14 protein-coding genes are annotated in these 15,979 nt (G+C 70.2%); 5 read left to right on the forward strand and 9 right to left on the reverse strand.

What is annotated here, in order from left to right:
• Nucleotides 1-36: 36 nt before the first annotated feature.
• Both OG226_RS27950 and OG226_RS27955 read right to left on the reverse strand, forming a co-directional pair.
• On the reverse strand, nt 37-1,572 hold the full coding sequence (locus OG226_RS27950) for an MFS transporter (protein WP_329350384.1): 1,536 nt from the start codon (nt 1,570-1,572) through the stop codon (nt 37-39).
• A 116-nt stretch (nt 1,573-1,688) separates the two neighbouring features.
• A complete protein-coding gene (locus OG226_RS27955; protein ID WP_329350385.1) occupies nt 1,689-2,660 on the reverse strand; it encodes a zinc-binding dehydrogenase in 972 nt (323 codons plus the stop codon).
• Between the two features lie 96 nt (nt 2,661-2,756).
• Between OG226_RS27955 and OG226_RS27960 the strand changes: the two genes are divergently transcribed.
• Nucleotides 2,757-3,479 (forward strand): pentapeptide repeat-containing protein, encoded by a 723-nt coding sequence (locus OG226_RS27960; RefSeq protein WP_329350387.1) that lies wholly within the window; start codon nt 2,757-2,759, stop codon nt 3,477-3,479.
• 790 nt (nt 3,480-4,269) lie between these two features.
• Here OG226_RS27960 and OG226_RS27965 read toward each other — a convergent pair.
• Together OG226_RS27965 and OG226_RS27970 are read right to left on the reverse strand one after the other, a co-directional pair.
• Nucleotides 4,270-4,770 (reverse strand): hypothetical protein, encoded by a 501-nt coding sequence (locus tag OG226_RS27965; protein ID WP_329350389.1) that lies wholly within the window; start codon nt 4,768-4,770, stop codon nt 4,270-4,272.
• Between the two features lie 53 nt (nt 4,771-4,823).
• Complete coding sequence (locus OG226_RS27970; protein WP_443067008.1) at nt 4,824-5,267, reverse strand: hypothetical protein; 444 nt, start codon at nt 5,265-5,267, stop codon at nt 4,824-4,826.
• A gap of 120 nt (nt 5,268-5,387) precedes the next feature.
• On the opposite strand from OG226_RS27970, the gene OG226_RS27975 reads away from it, so the two are divergent.
• On the forward strand, nt 5,388-6,818 hold the full coding sequence (locus OG226_RS27975) for a M1 family metallopeptidase (RefSeq protein WP_329350391.1): 1,431 nt from the start codon (nt 5,388-5,390) through the stop codon (nt 6,816-6,818).
• Nucleotides 6,819-6,896: 78 nt separating this feature from the next.
• On the opposite strand, the gene OG226_RS27980 is transcribed toward OG226_RS27975, so the two are convergent.
• Nucleotides 6,897-7,901 carry a bifunctional GNAT family N-acetyltransferase/NUDIX hydrolase gene (locus tag OG226_RS27980; protein WP_329350393.1) on the reverse strand — a complete coding sequence of 335 codons (1,005 nt, stop codon included), beginning with the start codon at nt 7,899-7,901 and terminating at the stop codon, nt 6,897-6,899.
• Nucleotides 7,902-8,193: 292 nt separating this feature from the next.
• On the opposite strand from OG226_RS27980, the gene OG226_RS27985 reads away from it, so the two are divergent.
• Nucleotides 8,194-10,011, forward strand: a complete 1,818-nt coding sequence (locus OG226_RS27985) for an ABC transporter ATP-binding protein (protein ID WP_329350394.1) — start codon at nt 8,194-8,196, stop codon at nt 10,009-10,011.
• Here the strand turns inward: OG226_RS27985 and OG226_RS27990 are convergent.
• Both OG226_RS27990 and OG226_RS27995 read right to left on the reverse strand, forming a co-directional pair.
• On the reverse strand, nt 9,992-11,245 hold the full coding sequence (locus tag OG226_RS27990) for a DUF1266 domain-containing protein (RefSeq protein ID WP_329350395.1): 1,254 nt from the start codon (nt 11,243-11,245) through the stop codon (nt 9,992-9,994). The two genes, OG226_RS27985 and OG226_RS27990, sit on opposite strands and share 20 nt — an antisense overlap.
• Before the next feature lie 263 nt (nt 11,246-11,508).
• Nucleotides 11,509-12,084, reverse strand: coding sequence for a TerD family protein (locus OG226_RS27995; protein WP_327403152.1), 576 nt, complete (start codon nt 12,082-12,084; stop codon nt 11,509-11,511).
• Between the two features lie 195 nt (nt 12,085-12,279).
• Here OG226_RS27995 and arfB point away from each other — a divergent pair, with 195 nt between their 5' ends.
• Entirely contained in the window at nt 12,280-12,708 is a 429-nt protein-coding gene (arfB, locus tag OG226_RS28000; RefSeq protein WP_328682247.1) for an alternative ribosome rescue aminoacyl-tRNA hydrolase ArfB, read from the forward strand.
• Between the two features lie 40 nt (nt 12,709-12,748).
• Here arfB and OG226_RS28005 read toward each other — a convergent pair whose 3' ends face one another.
• Nucleotides 12,749-13,231 (reverse strand): GNAT family N-acetyltransferase, encoded by a 483-nt coding sequence (locus tag OG226_RS28005; RefSeq protein WP_328682248.1) that lies wholly within the window; start codon nt 13,229-13,231, stop codon nt 12,749-12,751.
• A gap of 101 nt (nt 13,232-13,332) precedes the next feature.
• A complete protein-coding gene (locus OG226_RS28010; RefSeq protein ID WP_328682249.1) occupies nt 13,333-13,905 on the reverse strand; it encodes a flavin reductase family protein in 573 nt (190 codons plus the stop codon).
• Nucleotides 13,906-14,210: 305 nt separating this feature from the next.
• On the opposite strand from OG226_RS28010, the gene cdgB reads away from it, so the two are divergent.
• Nucleotides 14,211-15,869 (forward strand): diguanylate cyclase CdgB, encoded by a 1,659-nt coding sequence (gene cdgB / locus OG226_RS28015; protein WP_328682250.1) that lies wholly within the window; start codon nt 14,211-14,213, stop codon nt 15,867-15,869.
• The last annotated feature ends 110 nt before the right edge of the window (nt 15,870-15,979 follow it).

Raw genomic sequence — 15,979 nt, forward strand, 5'->3', positions numbered from 1 at the left:
GCCTTGCCGCCGTACGCGGGTGGCGGGCCGCTCGGCTCAGGTCAGTGACTCGGACGCCGACTCCGGGGCGGGTGACTGTGCCGTCGCCCCGTGTTTGGGTGCTCGTGCGGTCACCATCAGGCCCGCGACCAGGCCTGCCAGGAGCATGACGGCTACGGCCCACCAGATGGCGACCGTGTAGCCGTGGACGATGCCCTTGCTGGTGATGAGGGCCTTCTGGGCCGGGGTGTGGAGGTGGGCGACGATGTAGGCCGTGCTGCTGGTGGTGGCGATCGTGTTGAGGAGGGCCGTGCCGATCGAACCGCCCACCTGCTGGGCGGTGTTGACGGTCGCGGAGGTCACGCCCGAGTCCTGCGGGGCGACTCCGGCCGTGGCGGTGGCGAAGACCGGCATGAAGATCAGGCCCATGCCGAGGCCCATCAGCAGCAGGCCGGGGAGGAGTTCGGTCGTGTAGTCCGAGTGGACGGTGAGGCGGGTGAAGAAGGACATGCCCGCTGCGGCCAGGACCGCGCCCGGCACCATCAGGGTGCGCGGTGGGACGTGGTGCATCAGGCGGGCCGAGATCTGGGTCGAGCCGATGATGATCGCGACCGTGAGGGGCAGGAAGGCCATGCCGGTCTTCACGGGGGAGTAGTCGAGGATGACCTGGAGGTAGTAGGTCATGAACAGGAACATGCCGAACATGCCGATGACCGCGAGGCCCATCGTGAGGAAGCAGCCGGCGCGGTTGCGGTCCTTGACGATGTGCAGCGGGAGGAGCGGGCTGGGGGCCCTCGTCTGCCACCACACGAAGGAGACGAGGAGGACGACACCGGCCGCGAACAGGCCGAGGACCAGTGAGTCCGTCCAGCCGCGCGGTTCCGCCTCGCTGAAGCCGTAGACGATCGCGACCAGGCCGCCGCAGCCGAGCAGGACGCCGGGTACGTCGAGGCGGGCGCCGCTGTGGCCCGGGCGGTCGTGGAGGAGGGCGAAGGCGCCGAAGACCGCGATGATCGCGATGGGGATGTTGACGTACAGGCACCAGCGCCAGTTCAGGTACTCGGTGAGCAGCCCGCCCGCGATGAACCCGATCGCCGAACCGCTGCCCGCGAGCGCGCCGTAGATCCCGAAGGCCTTTCCGCGTTCCTTCGGGTCGGTGAAGGACGTGGTGAGGAGGGACAGCGCGGAGGGGGCCAGTACGGCGGCGAAGACGCCCTGGAGGGCGCGGGCGCCGAAGAGCATGCCCGAGCTCGTGGCCGCGCCGCCGAGTGCGGAGGCGCCGGCGAAGCCGATCAGGCCGATGATGAACGTCCGTTTGCGGCCCACCAGGTCGGCGATCCGGCCGCCGAGGAGGAGCAGTCCGCCGAAGGCGAGTGTGTACGCGGTGATGACCCACTGCCGGTTGCCGTCGGACATGCCCAGGTCGCGCTGTGCGGAGGGGAGCGCGATGTTCACGATCGTCGCGTCGAGGACCACCATGAGCTGCGCGAGAGCGATGATCACCAGGCCCCACCAGCGGCGGGGATCGGGGTCGGTGGCCGTCGTTCCGGATCCACCTGATTCGCCTGATTCACCTGATTGGGTGACACTCATCTGGTCAGAAGACCATGAATCGGTAGGTATCGCATCCGCAGTCGTATTCGTGTGTGTGTTCGATAGCGGGCCGGGCGGTGTGCTCGGTTGTGTGCCTGGTGATCGGCTCGGTGTGGTCATGGCTCCAGGACCACCTTTCCGGTTGTTTTCCGGTTCTCCAGTGCGCGGTGCGCTGCCGGCGCGCCGGCCAGCGGGAATCGTTCTACGGCCGGTACGAGTCGGCCCGCGGCGGCCTCGGCGAGTGCTCGTAGTTCCAGGGTGCGGATGGGGCTCGGGCCGCCGGTCTTTCGCATCATCACGGGCCCTAGCACCTGTTCGGACACCCCTTCGGCTTCGAGGGTGTACGGCTGCCCGCTCGACCACCCGAAGACGAGGTGCCGGCCGTTCGGCCCGAGCAGGTCGACCGTCTCCCTTGCTACGGCCCCACCCACCCCGTCGAACACGACCGTCGCGTGCCGTCCGCCCAGCCAGGCGCGTACCTTTCCCGGCCACTCCGGGGCCGTGTAGTCGACGGCGAGATCGGCGCCGTTCTTCCGTACCAGGGCGACCTTCTCCGCCCCGCCCGCGAGACCGATCACGGTCGCACCGGTCTGCTTGGCGTACTGCACGAGCAGCGTCCCGAGTCCGCCCGCGGCTGCCGGAACGACGACTACGGAGTCCACGCTCAGCTCGCTGAACTGCACGATTCCCATTGCCGTACGGCCCGTTCCGATCATCGCGACGGCCTGCGCGAAGTCCAGGTCCGCCGGGATCTCGTGGACCCGGTCGACGTCGACCACGGCCAACTCGGCGTACCCGCCCGGCGCGAAGCCGAGGTGCGCGACCACCCGCTTCCCGAGCCACAGCCCGGCGACCCCGTCCCCGAGCGACTCGACGACACCGGCGACCTCGCGGCCGGGGATCGTGGGGAGGGCGGGGAGTTCGGGCAGCGGGCCGCGCTCTCCCTTCCGTAGGACGGTGTCCAGGAGGTGCACTCCGGCCGCGGCCACGGCGATGCGGACCTGGCCGGGGTGGGGGGAGGGGGTGTCGACGGTTTCGTAGGTGAGGTTCTCGGCGGGGCCGAAGGCGTGGAGTCGTATGGCATGCATGGGGCCACTGTTCGACCTCAAGCGTGCTTGAGGTCAAGGTGTATTGGGTTTGCGCAGGTCAGGGGGATTGTCAGTGGTGGGGTGCAGGATGGGGGCATGGCGAGGAGAGCGGCGACGGGCGGGGCGGGTGGCACGCGTGGGACGGGGGGTTCCCGCGGTGCTGCGGGCGGGGTGAAGGGGGCGCGGCGGCCGGAGGTGCGGTTGCCGGCTCTGGAGGCCTACGGGGGCGGGGAGTTGGAGCCGGACGGGGACTACGACGGGTTGCAGTTCCGGGACGAGGACTTCGTCGGGCAGGACGGCGGGGGTGCCCGGTTCATGGACTGCGCCCTGACGGACTGCGCGCTGGACGAGACGCGGCTGCATCACGCGCGCGTGCTCGACTCCGTCCTCACCGGCATACGGGGTGTCGGCACCGACCTCGCGGAGTCGACCCTGCGTGACGTCGAGGTGGTCGACGCGCGGATGGGCGGGGTGCAGTTGCATGGTGCGGTGCTGGAGCGGGTGGTGATTCGGGGCGGCAAGATCGATTACCTGAATCTGCGCAAGGCGAAGCTGCGGGATGTTGTTTTCGAGGGCTGTGTCCTTGTTGAGCCGGACTTTCTCGATGCTCGGCTGGAGCGCGTCGAGTTCGTGGACTGTGCGTTGAAGGGGGCGGATTTCACGGGGGTGTCGTTCACGGATGTGGATCTGCGGGGAGCGGTGCAGTTGGAGATCGCGCGGGGGGTGGAGCGGTTGTCCGGGGCGGTGATCAGCATGGGGCAACTGGTGGATTTGGCGCCTGTGTTGGCTGTGCAGATGGGGATTCGGGTGGAGGGGTGAGGGGCGCCCTTTCCAGGGGGTGAGCTTTTCGCTTTCACGGGGGCGCAGGTTGCGGAGCAGGGGGCGTCAACCAGCCCGTCCGCCCTTTGAGTGCGGGTGGTGCGGGTGGCTGTATCCGGCTCGTCCGTCACTTGTAAAGGCAGGCCGACACCCGCATCCTCAGCCCGTCCGGCATTCCGACGCAAGCCGGCTGTCTCCAGCTCGTCTGGCGTTGAGGCCGAGCGCATGCCATCCCGATCTCCCATCCACCCGCTGGGGTCACGCCCTCTCGCCCAGGCCGGCTGTTTCAAGCTCGTCCGGCGTTTGAGCCCGCGCGTGCGCCATCCCGATCTCCTACCCATCCGCTGGGGTCACGCCCTCTCGCCCAGGTCGGCTGTCTCCAGCTCGTCTGGCGTTGAGGCCGAGCGCGTGCCATCCCGATCTCCCATCCATCCGCTGGGGTCACGCCCTCTCGCCCAGGTCGGCTGTCTCCAGCTCGTCTGGCGTTGAGGCCGAGCGTGCGCCATCCCGATCCCCCACCCACCCGCTGTGGGCACGCCCTCTCGCCCAGGTCGGCAAAATCAGCCTGTCCGGCGTTTGAGGACGAGGCCCCTTCAGGGCCGATGGGGGTCTGGGGGCGCAGCCCCCAGGGACGGTGCCACCAGGTCAGAGCAACCGGGAAGGTCAGGGCAACCGGGAAGGTCAGGGCAACCGGGAAGGTCAGGGCAACCGGGAAGGTCAGGGCAACCGGGAAGGTCAGGGCAACCGGGAAGGTCAGGGCAACCGGGAAGTTCAGGGCAGCCGGGGAAGTTCAGGGAATCCTCGGGAACCTCGCCTGCAACGTCCAGATCGCCGGATTCTCGCCGAGGGCATCGTGCAGATCAACCAGGTCGGCGATCAGATCGTGCAGGAAGTCCCTTGCCTCGCGCCGGAGTTCGGTGTGGGAGAAGGTCAACGCCTCCTCCTCCCGCCGCATCCAGTCCGCCTCGACATCGACCCACCCGAACCGGCGCTCGAACAGCATCCGGTCCGTCGACTCCGTGAAGTCCAGTTCCGCCCGCTGCGGCCGGGACGCCCGCGACCCCGCCGGGTCCTGATCGATCCGCTCCACGATGTCGCACAACGCCCACGCGAAGTCGAGCACCGGCACCCATCCCCAGGCCGTGGACACTTCCCGGTCCGCCTTGGTGTCGGCGAGGTACACGTCACCGCAGAACAGGTCGTGCCGCAGCGCGTGGACGTCCGCGCGCCGGTAGTCGGTCTGCGGGGGGTCGGGGAAGCGGTTGGAGAGGGCGTAGCCGATGTCGAGCACGTAGGAGATGGTGTCACGGTCGGGGAGGTCCGAGGTCGGTGAGGAGCCGCCCCTCAGGACGCCCCCTCCCGGCGCCCCTCGTCCCGCCCGTCACCAGGCTCCGCGGGACGCTCGCCGCCCCCGTCCCGCCAGGCAACCGCCGCCTCCAGCAGAGCCCAGCCGTCGACCTCCACGGCCCGCGTTTCCCCCGGCCCCGGCAGCCACCCGCGGGCCGACGCCGCGTCGAGGAGGGTGCGGACGGCGCCGGGTTCGTGGAGGTTCAGGGAGGCGCCGCGGACGTAGCCCACATCCCCGGAACCCAAGGGGGCCCCGCCCGGGACGTACCGCCCCGGCCCCGCGCCGAAGACGATCCGCAGCGCACCGCCGGTGCCGGCCGGCCGGGGATTCAGGGTGAGGGTGTGGACACAACCCACGGAGCCGCTGCCGTTGTCCATGCCGCTGCCGCTGCCGCTGCCGCTGCCGCCGCCGTGACGGTGACTGTGACGCAGCGACCACATATACACGCGCCCGTCGGCAACAAGTCGGCGGGGCTTCTTGGAAGAACGGGGCACGGACCCGAGCGTACGAGGACCGCCGTACTCCAGGACGACGAGCCCCGAACTCGTAGGATCGCGCACGTGTCCCGATCCGTACGGCCTGTTCCCACGGTCACCGCGTGCGCGCTGGCCCTCGTCCTGACGGCGTGCGGTGGAACAGGAGGCGTACAGGGCACCGTCGGCAGCACGGGCGTAGCCGACCCGTACTTCCCCAAGGCGGGAAACGGCGGCTACGACGTGACTCACTACGCGCTGACCCTGGCGTACACCCCGGGCACCCCTCACACCTCAACTCCCTTGACCGGTACGGCGACGATCACCGCCCGCGCCACCCAGAACCTCTCCGCCTACGACCTCGACCTCAAAGGCATGCGGGTCAACTCGCTGACGGTGGACGGCAAAAAGACCTCCTGGACCCGCACCGGCCAGGAACTGAGAGTCCGCCCACCCGACACCCTCCGTAAGGGCAAGACGTTCAAGACGACCGTGCACTACTCCGGCACCCCCGAGACGATCACCGACCCCGACGGCTCGGAGGAGGGCTGGCTGCCCACGGCGGACGGCGCGCTGGCCCTCGGTGAACCGACCGGCTCGATGGCGTGGTTCCCCGGCAACGACCACCCCTCAGACAAGGCGACGTACGACATCACGATCACCGTCCCGAAGGGCCTGCAGGCGGTCTCCAACGGTGAGTTGAGGACGGAGACGACGACCCGCGCGGGCCGTACGACCTCCACCTGGCGGACCACCCACCCCATGGCGACCTACCTGGCCACGGTCGCGATCGGCCACTACGACATCACCCGCACCACCACGAAGAACGGCCTCCCCGTGTACACGGCGGTGGACCCGCAGGAGGCGGCGGCGAGCCGCAAGGTGCTGGCGGAGATCCCCGAGATCATGGAGTGGGAGGAGTACAACTTCGGCCCGTACCCCTTCTCCTCCACCGGCGCGATCGTCGACCGCCGTGGCGACGCGGGCTACGCGCTGGAGACCCAGACCCGCCCGTTCTTCCCCGGCGCCCCCGACACCGCCACCCTCGTCCACGAGCTCGCCCACCAGTGGTACGGCGACTCCGTCACCCCGAAGACGTGGCGCGACATGTGGCTCAACGAGGGCTTCGCGACCTACGCGGAGTGGCTCTGGTCGGAGGATCACGACGGCGACACCGCCCAACAGACCTTCGACGCCCTCTACAAGGGCACCTACTTCGACGACAGGTCCGACAGCGAGGCGATCTGGTCCTTCCCTCCGGCCCGCCCCACCTCCGCCGCCCACATCTCCGACAGCCCCGTCTACGAACGCGGTGCGATGGTCCTCCACAAGATCCGCCGGACGGTCGGCGACGCGCGCTTCTACGACATCATCCAGGGCTGGGCAGCCACCCACCGCTACGGCAACGCGAACACGGCGGACTTCACGGCGTACGTGCAGAAGATGGCACCGGGCAAGGACTTCGGCGAAATCTGGAAGGACTGGCTGTACGGGGACGGAAAGCCGGCCCGTCCCTGACGGACGAACGATCCACCAGCCACCGACTCGTCGTACGTCCTCATCGCCCGTGCGAGCAAGGAGAGTCGGAGCGCGAGGTCATCCGTTCCCCGCCTCCTCTCCCGCCTTCTCTCCCGTCCCCTCTTCCGCCTCTTCCGCCTCCTCCTCCACCTTGTCGAGCAGCCCGGCGAGTTCGGGCAGCCAACCGAACTCGGTCGCCCCACGCAGCTCCTCCCGCGTCCACCACCGCCAGGCGAGGATGCCGTCCTTGGCGTGGGCGGCGGAGAGGTCGGGGCCGGTGGGTTCGCGGTGGGGGCCGTGGGTGACGTAGATGTGCTCGTGCTGCCGGATGTGGATGCCGACGCGGATGAAGTCGCGTTCCCGGGTGCAGAGGAGGGGGCCGGTGGTCAGGTCGGTCCAGCCGGTCTCCTCGCGGAGTTCGCGCAGGGCGCCCTCGCGCGGGGTCTCGTCCCCCTCGATGCCGCCGCCGGGCAGGGCCCACAAGGTGCCGTTCGCGGAGTCGTCGTGCAGGAAGAGGAAGACGGAGCCCGAGGGGTCGAGTACGGCGATGCGGGCGGCGCTGCGGAGTTTGCGGAGCTGCTTGCGCAACACGGCGCAGGGGCGGCCGAGTTGGCGCTCAGGGCGGTGGTCGATGACGTCGTAGCCGAGGGCGGTCCAGAAGGCGAGGCCGTCGGGGTTGTTGTCAAGGACGGCGAGGCGTACGGCGGTTCGGCCGGCCTCGCGGAGACGGTCCTCGACGAGGGACGCCAACTGCCGCCCGTGTCCCTGCTGTTGCTGCGCGGCGTCGATCATCAGCAGCCCGATCCAAGGGTCCCTGTCGTCCGGGTCGGGATGCGTCCCGAGGGTGATCGCGATCCCGACGAGCCGCCCGGCGCCGCGCGCGAGCAGTACTTCGACGTCCGGGTCGGCCAGTTCGTCGGCCAGCGCGGTCGCCACCTGCTCGGGCCGGATGTCCTCCGGGTCGGGGAAGTCACCGCTCAGGGCGTGGAACGCGTGGTTCGAGGCGTAGAGGGCGGTCAGCTCGGTGAGCAACTCGCCGGGGAGCGCGCCGGCCTCGGTCGGCGTGAGCGGTTCGAGGAACATGGGGGCACGCTAGCGGCCGGGGGCTCCGCCGAGCTCGAAACCCGCCTCCCAAAAAAGAAGCCCCGCGCACATAGGAATTCGGTAAGGGAACATAATTCAACCCTCACCTCCCCTCTTGAATTCGGCAACTCCCGCCCCCGTACTACCGGTTGCCAACTCCGAGAAAGGGGAACGCCGTGTCCTTCGCGAAGATCGCTCTGGCCAAGAAGGCCAAGAAGAAGGAATGTGCCAAGGAGGCGCATCACAAGCACCACGAGAAGAAGCACCACCGGAAGCACAAGAAGCACGGTAAGTGACCGCCGTGCCGGGGTCCGCCCGCCCAGCGAGTGTGGACCCCGGCACGTGCCGGGACCGGACGGCGGCGGCAGCCGAGGAGCGCCGTCCGTCCCGGCTGCGGCACGCCCGCATCTCCCCCCTCGCCGCCTTCCGCACCTTCTGGCCCCTGGCCCGCGGCAACCGCGTCGCCGTCCTCTCCTCGGCGGCGCTCCTCATCGCCTCGTCCGCCGCCGACGCCGCCGCGATCGCCATCGCGGGCCGGCTCACCGACGACGTCCTCGCCCCCGGCGACCTCGCCGCCTTCTGGGGCCCGGCCACGCTCTGGCTGGGGCTGGCCGTCGTGGGCGCCGTGGTCTCCGCCGCGGGCAGCTACCTGTCCGGCTGGACCAGCGAGCACTTCCTCCTGGGCCTGCGCGACCACGTCTTCCGGCACCTCCAGGCCATCCCGCCGGACACCCTCGACCGCTACGGCACCGGCGACCTGGTCGCCCGCCTCACCGGGGACATCGAGGTCGTGGAGACCCTGGTCGCCTCCGCTCCCGTGGAGCTGATCACCTCCGCCGCGGGCGCCCTCGTCTTCGCCGCCGCCGCGTTCTGGACCAGCTGGCAACTGGCGCTCATCACCCTCGCCGCCGCCCCCCTGATCTGGATCGGCGCCCGCGTCTTCGGCACCCTGATGCGCACCGCGAGCCGTGCCGAACGCGACAGCAACGGACGGCTCGCCTCCCTCCTGGAGGAGAGCCTCGCCAACATGCCCCTGGTGCAGGCGTACGGCCGCCAGCAGGCGGAACGCACCAAGGTGCACCGCGAGGGACGCACCTGGATGCGCGCCGGACTGCGGCAGATCCGGCTGTCGTCCGTGTACGGCCCGCTCGGCGAACTCCTCGAAACCGTCAGCGTGTTGGCGGTGATCGGCGCCGGGGCGTGGCAGATCTCCGAGCACCACCTCACCGTGGGCGGTCTCCTCGCGTTCGCCGCGTTCCTCAGCTACCTCCACCCGCGGCTCCAGGAACTCGGCGAACTCCTCGTCGGCGCCTCCACCGCGACCGCCACCTGCGAGCGCCTGATCGAGCTCCTGCGCACCGCTCCCACCCCCGAAACGGCCCCCCGCCCCGACACCCCGCCGCTCCCCGAGCCCGTACGCGGCGCCGTCACCTTCCAGGACGTCGACTTCTCCTACCCGGGCGCGGCGGGCCCCGTACTCCACCGCGTCCACCTCGACCTGCCCCCGGGTCTCCTGATCGCCGTCACCGGCCCCAGCGGCGCCGGCAAGTCCACCCTCGGCAAACTCCTGCTGCGCTTCCACGAACCCACCCGGGGCCGCATCCTCCTCGACGGCCGCGACATCGCCGAACTCCCGCCCGACGAGGTCCGCCGCCACATCACCCTGCTCCCGCAGGACAGCATGCTGTTCGACGACACCGTCCGCGCGAACATCGTCTACGGCTGCCCGGACGCCGCCGACAGCGAGGTGCTCGCCGCCGCCGTCGCGGCCGACGCGCACGGATTCGTCAGCGCGCTGCCCGAGGGCTACGACACCCCGGTCGGCAAGCGCGGCAACAACCTCTCCGGCGGCCAGCGCCGCAGGATCGCCCTGGCCCGCGCCATGCTGCGCACCGCGCCCGTCCTCGTCCTCGACGAACCCACCACCGGCCTCGACGACGCGGCCACCGCCCGCGTCATGGCCCCCCTGCGCCGGCTCACCGCCGGCCGTACGACGTTCCTCATCACCCACGACCGACGGCTGACCGCCCTGGCCGACCTCGTCCTGCACCTGGCCGACGCCACGGTCGTGGTGACATCCGACCGCGCGCTCACCGGAACGGAATGTTGAGCCAAGGGCTCCCGGGTTCGGACATCAGGATGCGATGGGCGGCGACCATGTCCTGGTACCAGTCCCCGAACTCCTCCTCGTCGAAGTGCAGGCAGCGGCCCAGGACGTAACCGGCGGAGAAGTCGGCCCAGGAGCGGTAGGCGAGGGATGCGGCCCGGCCGGCGCGGATGACGGCCGACTCCGTCTCCGGGAGGGTGGCGAAGCGGGCGCCCAGGCCCCAGCGGGCCATCTTCGAGGCGCGGCCGAGGTCCCAGGCCTCCACCGAGGTGACGTAGCGGTTCTCGGCGAGGATGCCGTCCGCCCGCATACGGGCCTCGTAGCGGGTGATGCGGCCGATCAGGCGTTGTACGCCCTCCACGCGGGCCTCGGTCTCCGACGCGGGGCGGGGGTCGGTCTTCGTCACGCCGTCCTCCGTGATCACCGTGGAGCCTTCGGAGTTGGCGCGGATGACGGTGGCCACCGCCTGGCGCCAGTACCCCGTGTCCACGTGGCCGCCGAAGTCGCGGGCGATCGTGCGGCGCAGGCTCAGTGCGAACTCCCATACGGAGCTGGACGCTTCGCAGGCGAGCAGGTTGCGCAGGTGGTGCTGCCACTCGGCGCGGGTGGTGATGCCCCACCACTCGCGCAGCCGCCGGCGCTCGCCGTCGTAGCCGCTGCCGTGCCAGGCCGGCGCGTTCCAGAGGGAACCGTTGCTGACGCAGAGGAGGGCTCCGCAGGCCAGGCCGTGGGCCACGGGGCCGTGGAGTACGCCGCCGACGTGGAGCGCGCGCAGGCGCATGGCGGTGGAAGGGGTGCCGATCCGTTCCGCCGCGCGTGACCAGTCCGTCGTGCCCAAGGGGCCGTAGGAGAGCGCCAGTTCGCACGGGGTGCCGGGGTCGATGACGATGGCGGGTGGGCAGCGCGGGTTCCAGGCTTCCGCGATCCAGTGCAGCGAGGCGCGGGAGTACACCAGGTCGGGGCGGGGCGCGGGCAGCATGCCGTCCGTGAGGAGTTCCCAGCGTTCCGCGCCGGTGCGGGGGTCGCGGGTGAACGTGCGGTGGACGCGGTCCGGTCGGTCGTCGTAGGACTCGCGTGACATCACGTAGTAGAGGCGGACCCGGGCCAGTACGTCGTAGTACGCGGACCGGTCGCCGCGCGCTCTTGCCTCGGCCAGTGCGCGTTCCGTCTCGGTCGGCGGGGTCCAGGCGGGCGGTGGGGGAGGCCCGAAACCGGCGGGGGACGGTCCGAACAACATAGGCCTCGCTGTCCTTCCAGGTGCCACAACCGCTGTTGATCCCGGCACATTGCCATACGGGGCTGGGACACCCCTGTGCGGCCCCCGCGCCCTGTTCCCTCAACTCCCGGCCCCGCGCACCGCGTTCCCTCAACTCCCGGACCCCGGTGCCGCGTTCCCCGACTCCCGGTCCGCCGCGCCGCGTTCCCGCACATGCCGAGGCCCCCGGCCGCAACCGCAGCCAGGGGCCTCGCACACGGCACTGCTTGCCAGCGCGGTGAACGTCAGACGTTGACGCCGAAGTCCTGCGCGATGCCGACCAGGCCCGAGGCGTACCCCTGGCCCACCGCGCGGAACTTCCACTCCGCGCCGCTGCGGTACAGCTCGCCGAAGACCATCGCCGTCTCCGTCGCCGCGTCCTCGGAGAGGTCGTAGCGGGCGATCTCGGCGCCGCCGGCCTGGTTCAGGATGCGGATGTACGCGTTGCGGACCTGGCCGAAGTTCTGCGAGCGGGTCTCCGCGTCGTAGATCGAGACCGGGAAGACGATCTTCTCGACGTCCGCCGGGAGGCCCGCCAGGTTGACGTTGATCGCCTCGTCGTCGCCCGCGCCCTCGCCCGTGCGGTTGTCGCCGGTGTGGACGATCGTCTGGTCCGGGGTCGACTTGTTGTTGAAGAAGATGAAGTGACCGTCCGAGTAGACCTTGCCCTCGGGGTTGACCGCGATCGCCGAGGCGTCGAGGTCGAAGTCCGTGCCGGTGGTGGTGCGGACGTCCCAGCCGAGGCCTACGGTGACGGCGGTCAGGCCCGGGGCCTCCTTGGTGAGCGAGACGTTGCCACCCTTGGACAGGCTTACAGCCATTGTTGGGAGTCCTTCCCTCGTTGCGGTGCGGGCTTCGTACTGAGGACGAAGCTACCGGTACCTGTATGAACGCCAAGAGGGGTACCGAAGGTTCCAGGCGACTTTACTTTCTTTACCCGCGCCCTCCCGGCGGTCCGCGGGACTCCTGTGGAAATGGGAGTGACGTGGACCGGACAGCTGGGCGACCATGGAGACATGTCCGGTCCCTATCCCGTCCGCGGCTCCGTCTCCCTGCCCGAGGCCGAGCTCATGTGGCGTTTCTCGCGGTCGTCAGGGCCGGGTGGGCAGCACGTCAACACCAGCGACTCCCAGGTGGAGCTGCGGTTCGACCTGGCCAGGACCGAGGCCCTGCCACCGGTGTGGAAGCAGCGCGCGCTGGAACGGCTCGCCTCGCGGCTCGTCGACGGCGTCGTCACCGTACGGTCCTCCGAGCACCGGTCCCAGTGGCGCAACCGCGAGACCGCCGCCGTACGCCTCGCGGCGCTGCTCGCCGAGGCCACCGCCCCGCCGCCGAAGCCACGCCGGGCGACCCGTATTCCGCGCGGTATCAACGAACGCCGGTTGCGGGAGAAGAAGCAGCGCTCCGACACGAAGCGGGGGCGGAACGGGCGGGACTGGGGGTGAGGCCGGCCTCGCCGGACGCGGACCTCGTCCGGCCGTGCGCCTACGGCAGCTCCAGCACCCCGACCGTCTCGCCCTCGGTCAGCTCCCCGTTGGGCCGGAAACCCAGTCCCAGGTAGAACTTCGCCGGGCCCGACGGACCCTCGTGCCACGTCACGTACAGCTCCTTGCCGCCCCGGCGGCGGATCTCCGCGGCGACCGACTCCACCGCGAACCGGCCGTATCCGCGCCCCTGTTGGTCCGCCGCGATGTTCAGCCGCCACAGGCCGGAACGGATGACGCCGCCGTCCAGGTTCCAGTCGATGTCGAAGAAGGCCATGAGGAAGCCGACCGGCCGGTTCTCGTCGACGATCAGGCGCGGCCAGGCGGTGCCGGGATGGACGTAGGCCTGGGCGAGGGACTTCATGACGGGGGAGACCGCGAACTCCTGGTCGGGGCGGACCCGAATGCCCACGGCGGCCTCGAAGTTGCTCGGGGTGATCTCTTCGAGGCGCGGGCCGGGCCCGGCGGTGGTGTTCGTCGTCATGCGTGCACGGTAAGGGGGTCGATCACCGGCGGGCCACCGAATTGGCCGGCACCCCAACTGCCGTTACCGGCCCGGAAATCCGTCCCCCGGCCCCCCGCCGCCTACCCCAACTGCCGGTACCGCCCCCGGAAATACGACAGCGGACCCCCCTCGGCACTCCCCACCTCCGCCGTCAGCACCCGCCCGATGACCAGCGTGTGGTCCCCCGCCGGAAGCCGCTGTTCCGTCCGGCACTCCAGCGTGGCCAGAGCCCCCCGCACCAACGGAGCCCCGGACGCCTCCCCGTGGACGTAGGGGATGTCGTCGAAGAGCAGCCGGTCGCTGATGCGGCCCTTCATGGCGAAGCGGCCCGCGATGTGGCGTTGGCTTTCGGAGAGGACGGAGACGGCCCACAGGGGCTGTTCGTCGAGGAGGTCGTCCATGCGGGAGCCGTTGCGGAGGCTGACCAGGACCAGGGGCGGGTCCAGGGAGACCGACATGAACGAGGTCGCCGTCATGCCCACGTCCTCGCCGACCGGGGCCTGGGGGTCGTCCGGGTCGTAGGGCTCCTCGTGCGCGGTCACCAGGACCACACCGGCGGCCAGTCGCGCGAGGGCGGCGCGGAACTCGTCGTTGCTCACCCCCACAGCATGCCCGGAGGGAACGGTCTCGGTGATCGACGCGGTGTTCAGCACGCTCGAAACGCTAGCCTCGTACGTCCGCGCACCACATCGGACCTGCGGCCCACTCGGGTCCTAGGACCAATGGCCCACGCGGCGGAACATCGTCGTGCATCATGTCCACACACCCGCACAGTTTGCGTTCAGTTAACGCACAGGGAAAAAGCAGAAACTCCACTCAATTGTTCATCTTCTGCTGTGACTTGAGTCACAAGAGGTAGTAATTGTTGACCCTGTGTACCGAGTGGGCAGCGCGCTGTGATTCAGTGGCGGGGAAGATGACCCTTGATTCACTGCGAGGTCTCGGGGGGAGGGCGAGTATGGAGACCGAGTCGGAACCCTACGTCCGTCTTGCGACCCTGCGACAACTGCACACGGTCATGGCGGACATGAACACCGCCCGCAGCCTGGCGGACACCCTGCAGACCGTCGCCGAAGGCGTCGTCAAGGGTCTCGGGTACGAGCTGGCATGCGTCAACCTCGTCCGCCCCGACGGCGACCTCGTCGTCGCCGCCTTCGCGGGCAACTCCGCCGCCGAGTCGCTCATCGCCGGCCGCGTCGGCTCGCGCACCTCCTGGGAGCGCCGGCTCGGCATGGGCGAGGCCTGGGGCGACCTCCGCTTCATCCCGCACACCGAGGGCTGGGTCCTCGACGAGGACGACGTACCGCAGTGGTACACCGACGGCCCCGCACCCCGCTTCGAGGACGAGTGGCACCCGTCCGACCGGCTCTTCGCGCCCATGTACACCCCCGGCGTCTCCGGCGGCTCGTGCGGCGAGCTGATCGGCGTCCTGTCCGTGGACCGCCCGCGCAACGGCCGGCGGCCGGGCGCGTGGGGGCGCGAGGCGCTCCAGATGTACGCGTTCCAGGCGGCCATAGCGATCAGCAACGCCCGGCTGCGCGCCAACATGCAGCGCGCCCTGGTCCGCCTGGAGCGTGAGCAACAGGCCCTGCGCGCAAGCGAGGAGAGCTTCCGGCAGGCCTTCGAGTACGCCCCCTCCGGCATGGCGATAGCCGAGATGGGCGGCGACCAGCACGGCCGAATACTCCGCAGCAACGACGCCCTGTGCCGCCTGCTGGGCCGCCCGGCGTCCGCGATGCGCCGCTACTCCTTCTCGGACCTCGTCCACCCCGAGGACATAGGCACCCTGCTCAGAACGTCGGCGGAGGGCGGACGCGCGGAGCTCCGCCTGGGCCGCCGGGACGGCACGTACGTCTGGGTCTCGCTCCGCAACTCCGTCGTCGCGGACGCCGCCGACGGACCGCGCTTCCTCCTCTCCCACGTCGAGGACATAGAGGACCGCAAGCGCCGCGAGCTGCAACTCGCCCACCGCGCCGCGCACGACGCGCTGACCGGCCTGCCGAACTCGGCGGAGCTGCGCACCCGCCTCTCCGCCCGCCTCTGCCAGCGCCCGCAGGCCACCCACCCCGGCGAGATCGAGTCCATCGACGCCGCATTCGGACATTCGGCCTACGACGCGAACGGCCACGGCTTCGACTTCCGCCCCGGCGCCGACCTCCTCGACGCCTACGACCACCACGTCCACACCATCGCCCCCGAGGGCGAGCGGGACGACGGCACCAAGGGGCTCGCGGTGCTCTTCTGCGACCTCGACGGCTTCAAGTCGATCAACGACCGGTTCGGGCACAACGCGGGTGACGCGGTCCTCATCGAGGTCGCCCGGCGGCTCGGCCGGGCCGTGCGCGACGGCGACACGGTGGCCCGGCTCGGCGGCGACGAGTTCGTCGTCCTGGCCGACGGACTCGGCAAGGCCGACGCCGCCGACCTCGCGGTACGCCTGCGGAACGAGATCATCCAGCCCATCCGGGTCGACGGCCGCGGCATGCGGGTCGGGGCCAGTTTCGGTATCGGGTGGGCCCACTGCGGCATGACGGCGGACGAGGTCCTGAAGTCCGCTGACGAACGGATGTACATCGAGAAACGATCTCGTCCCAAACAGCACAGACGCGCGGGATGATCTCCAGGTCAGCGGTTTGATGCGGTCCGAGTCACCCGTTTGGACGACGCGGAGCGGGTAGGCTCGCAGTTCTCCAGACGTATCGAAGACGTGTCTGAAGCTGACGTATC

Origin of the sequence: Streptomyces sp. NBC_01261 (genome assembly GCF_036226385.1) — a bacterium.
Taxonomy (GTDB): domain Bacteria; phylum Actinomycetota; class Actinomycetes; order Streptomycetales; family Streptomycetaceae; genus Streptomyces.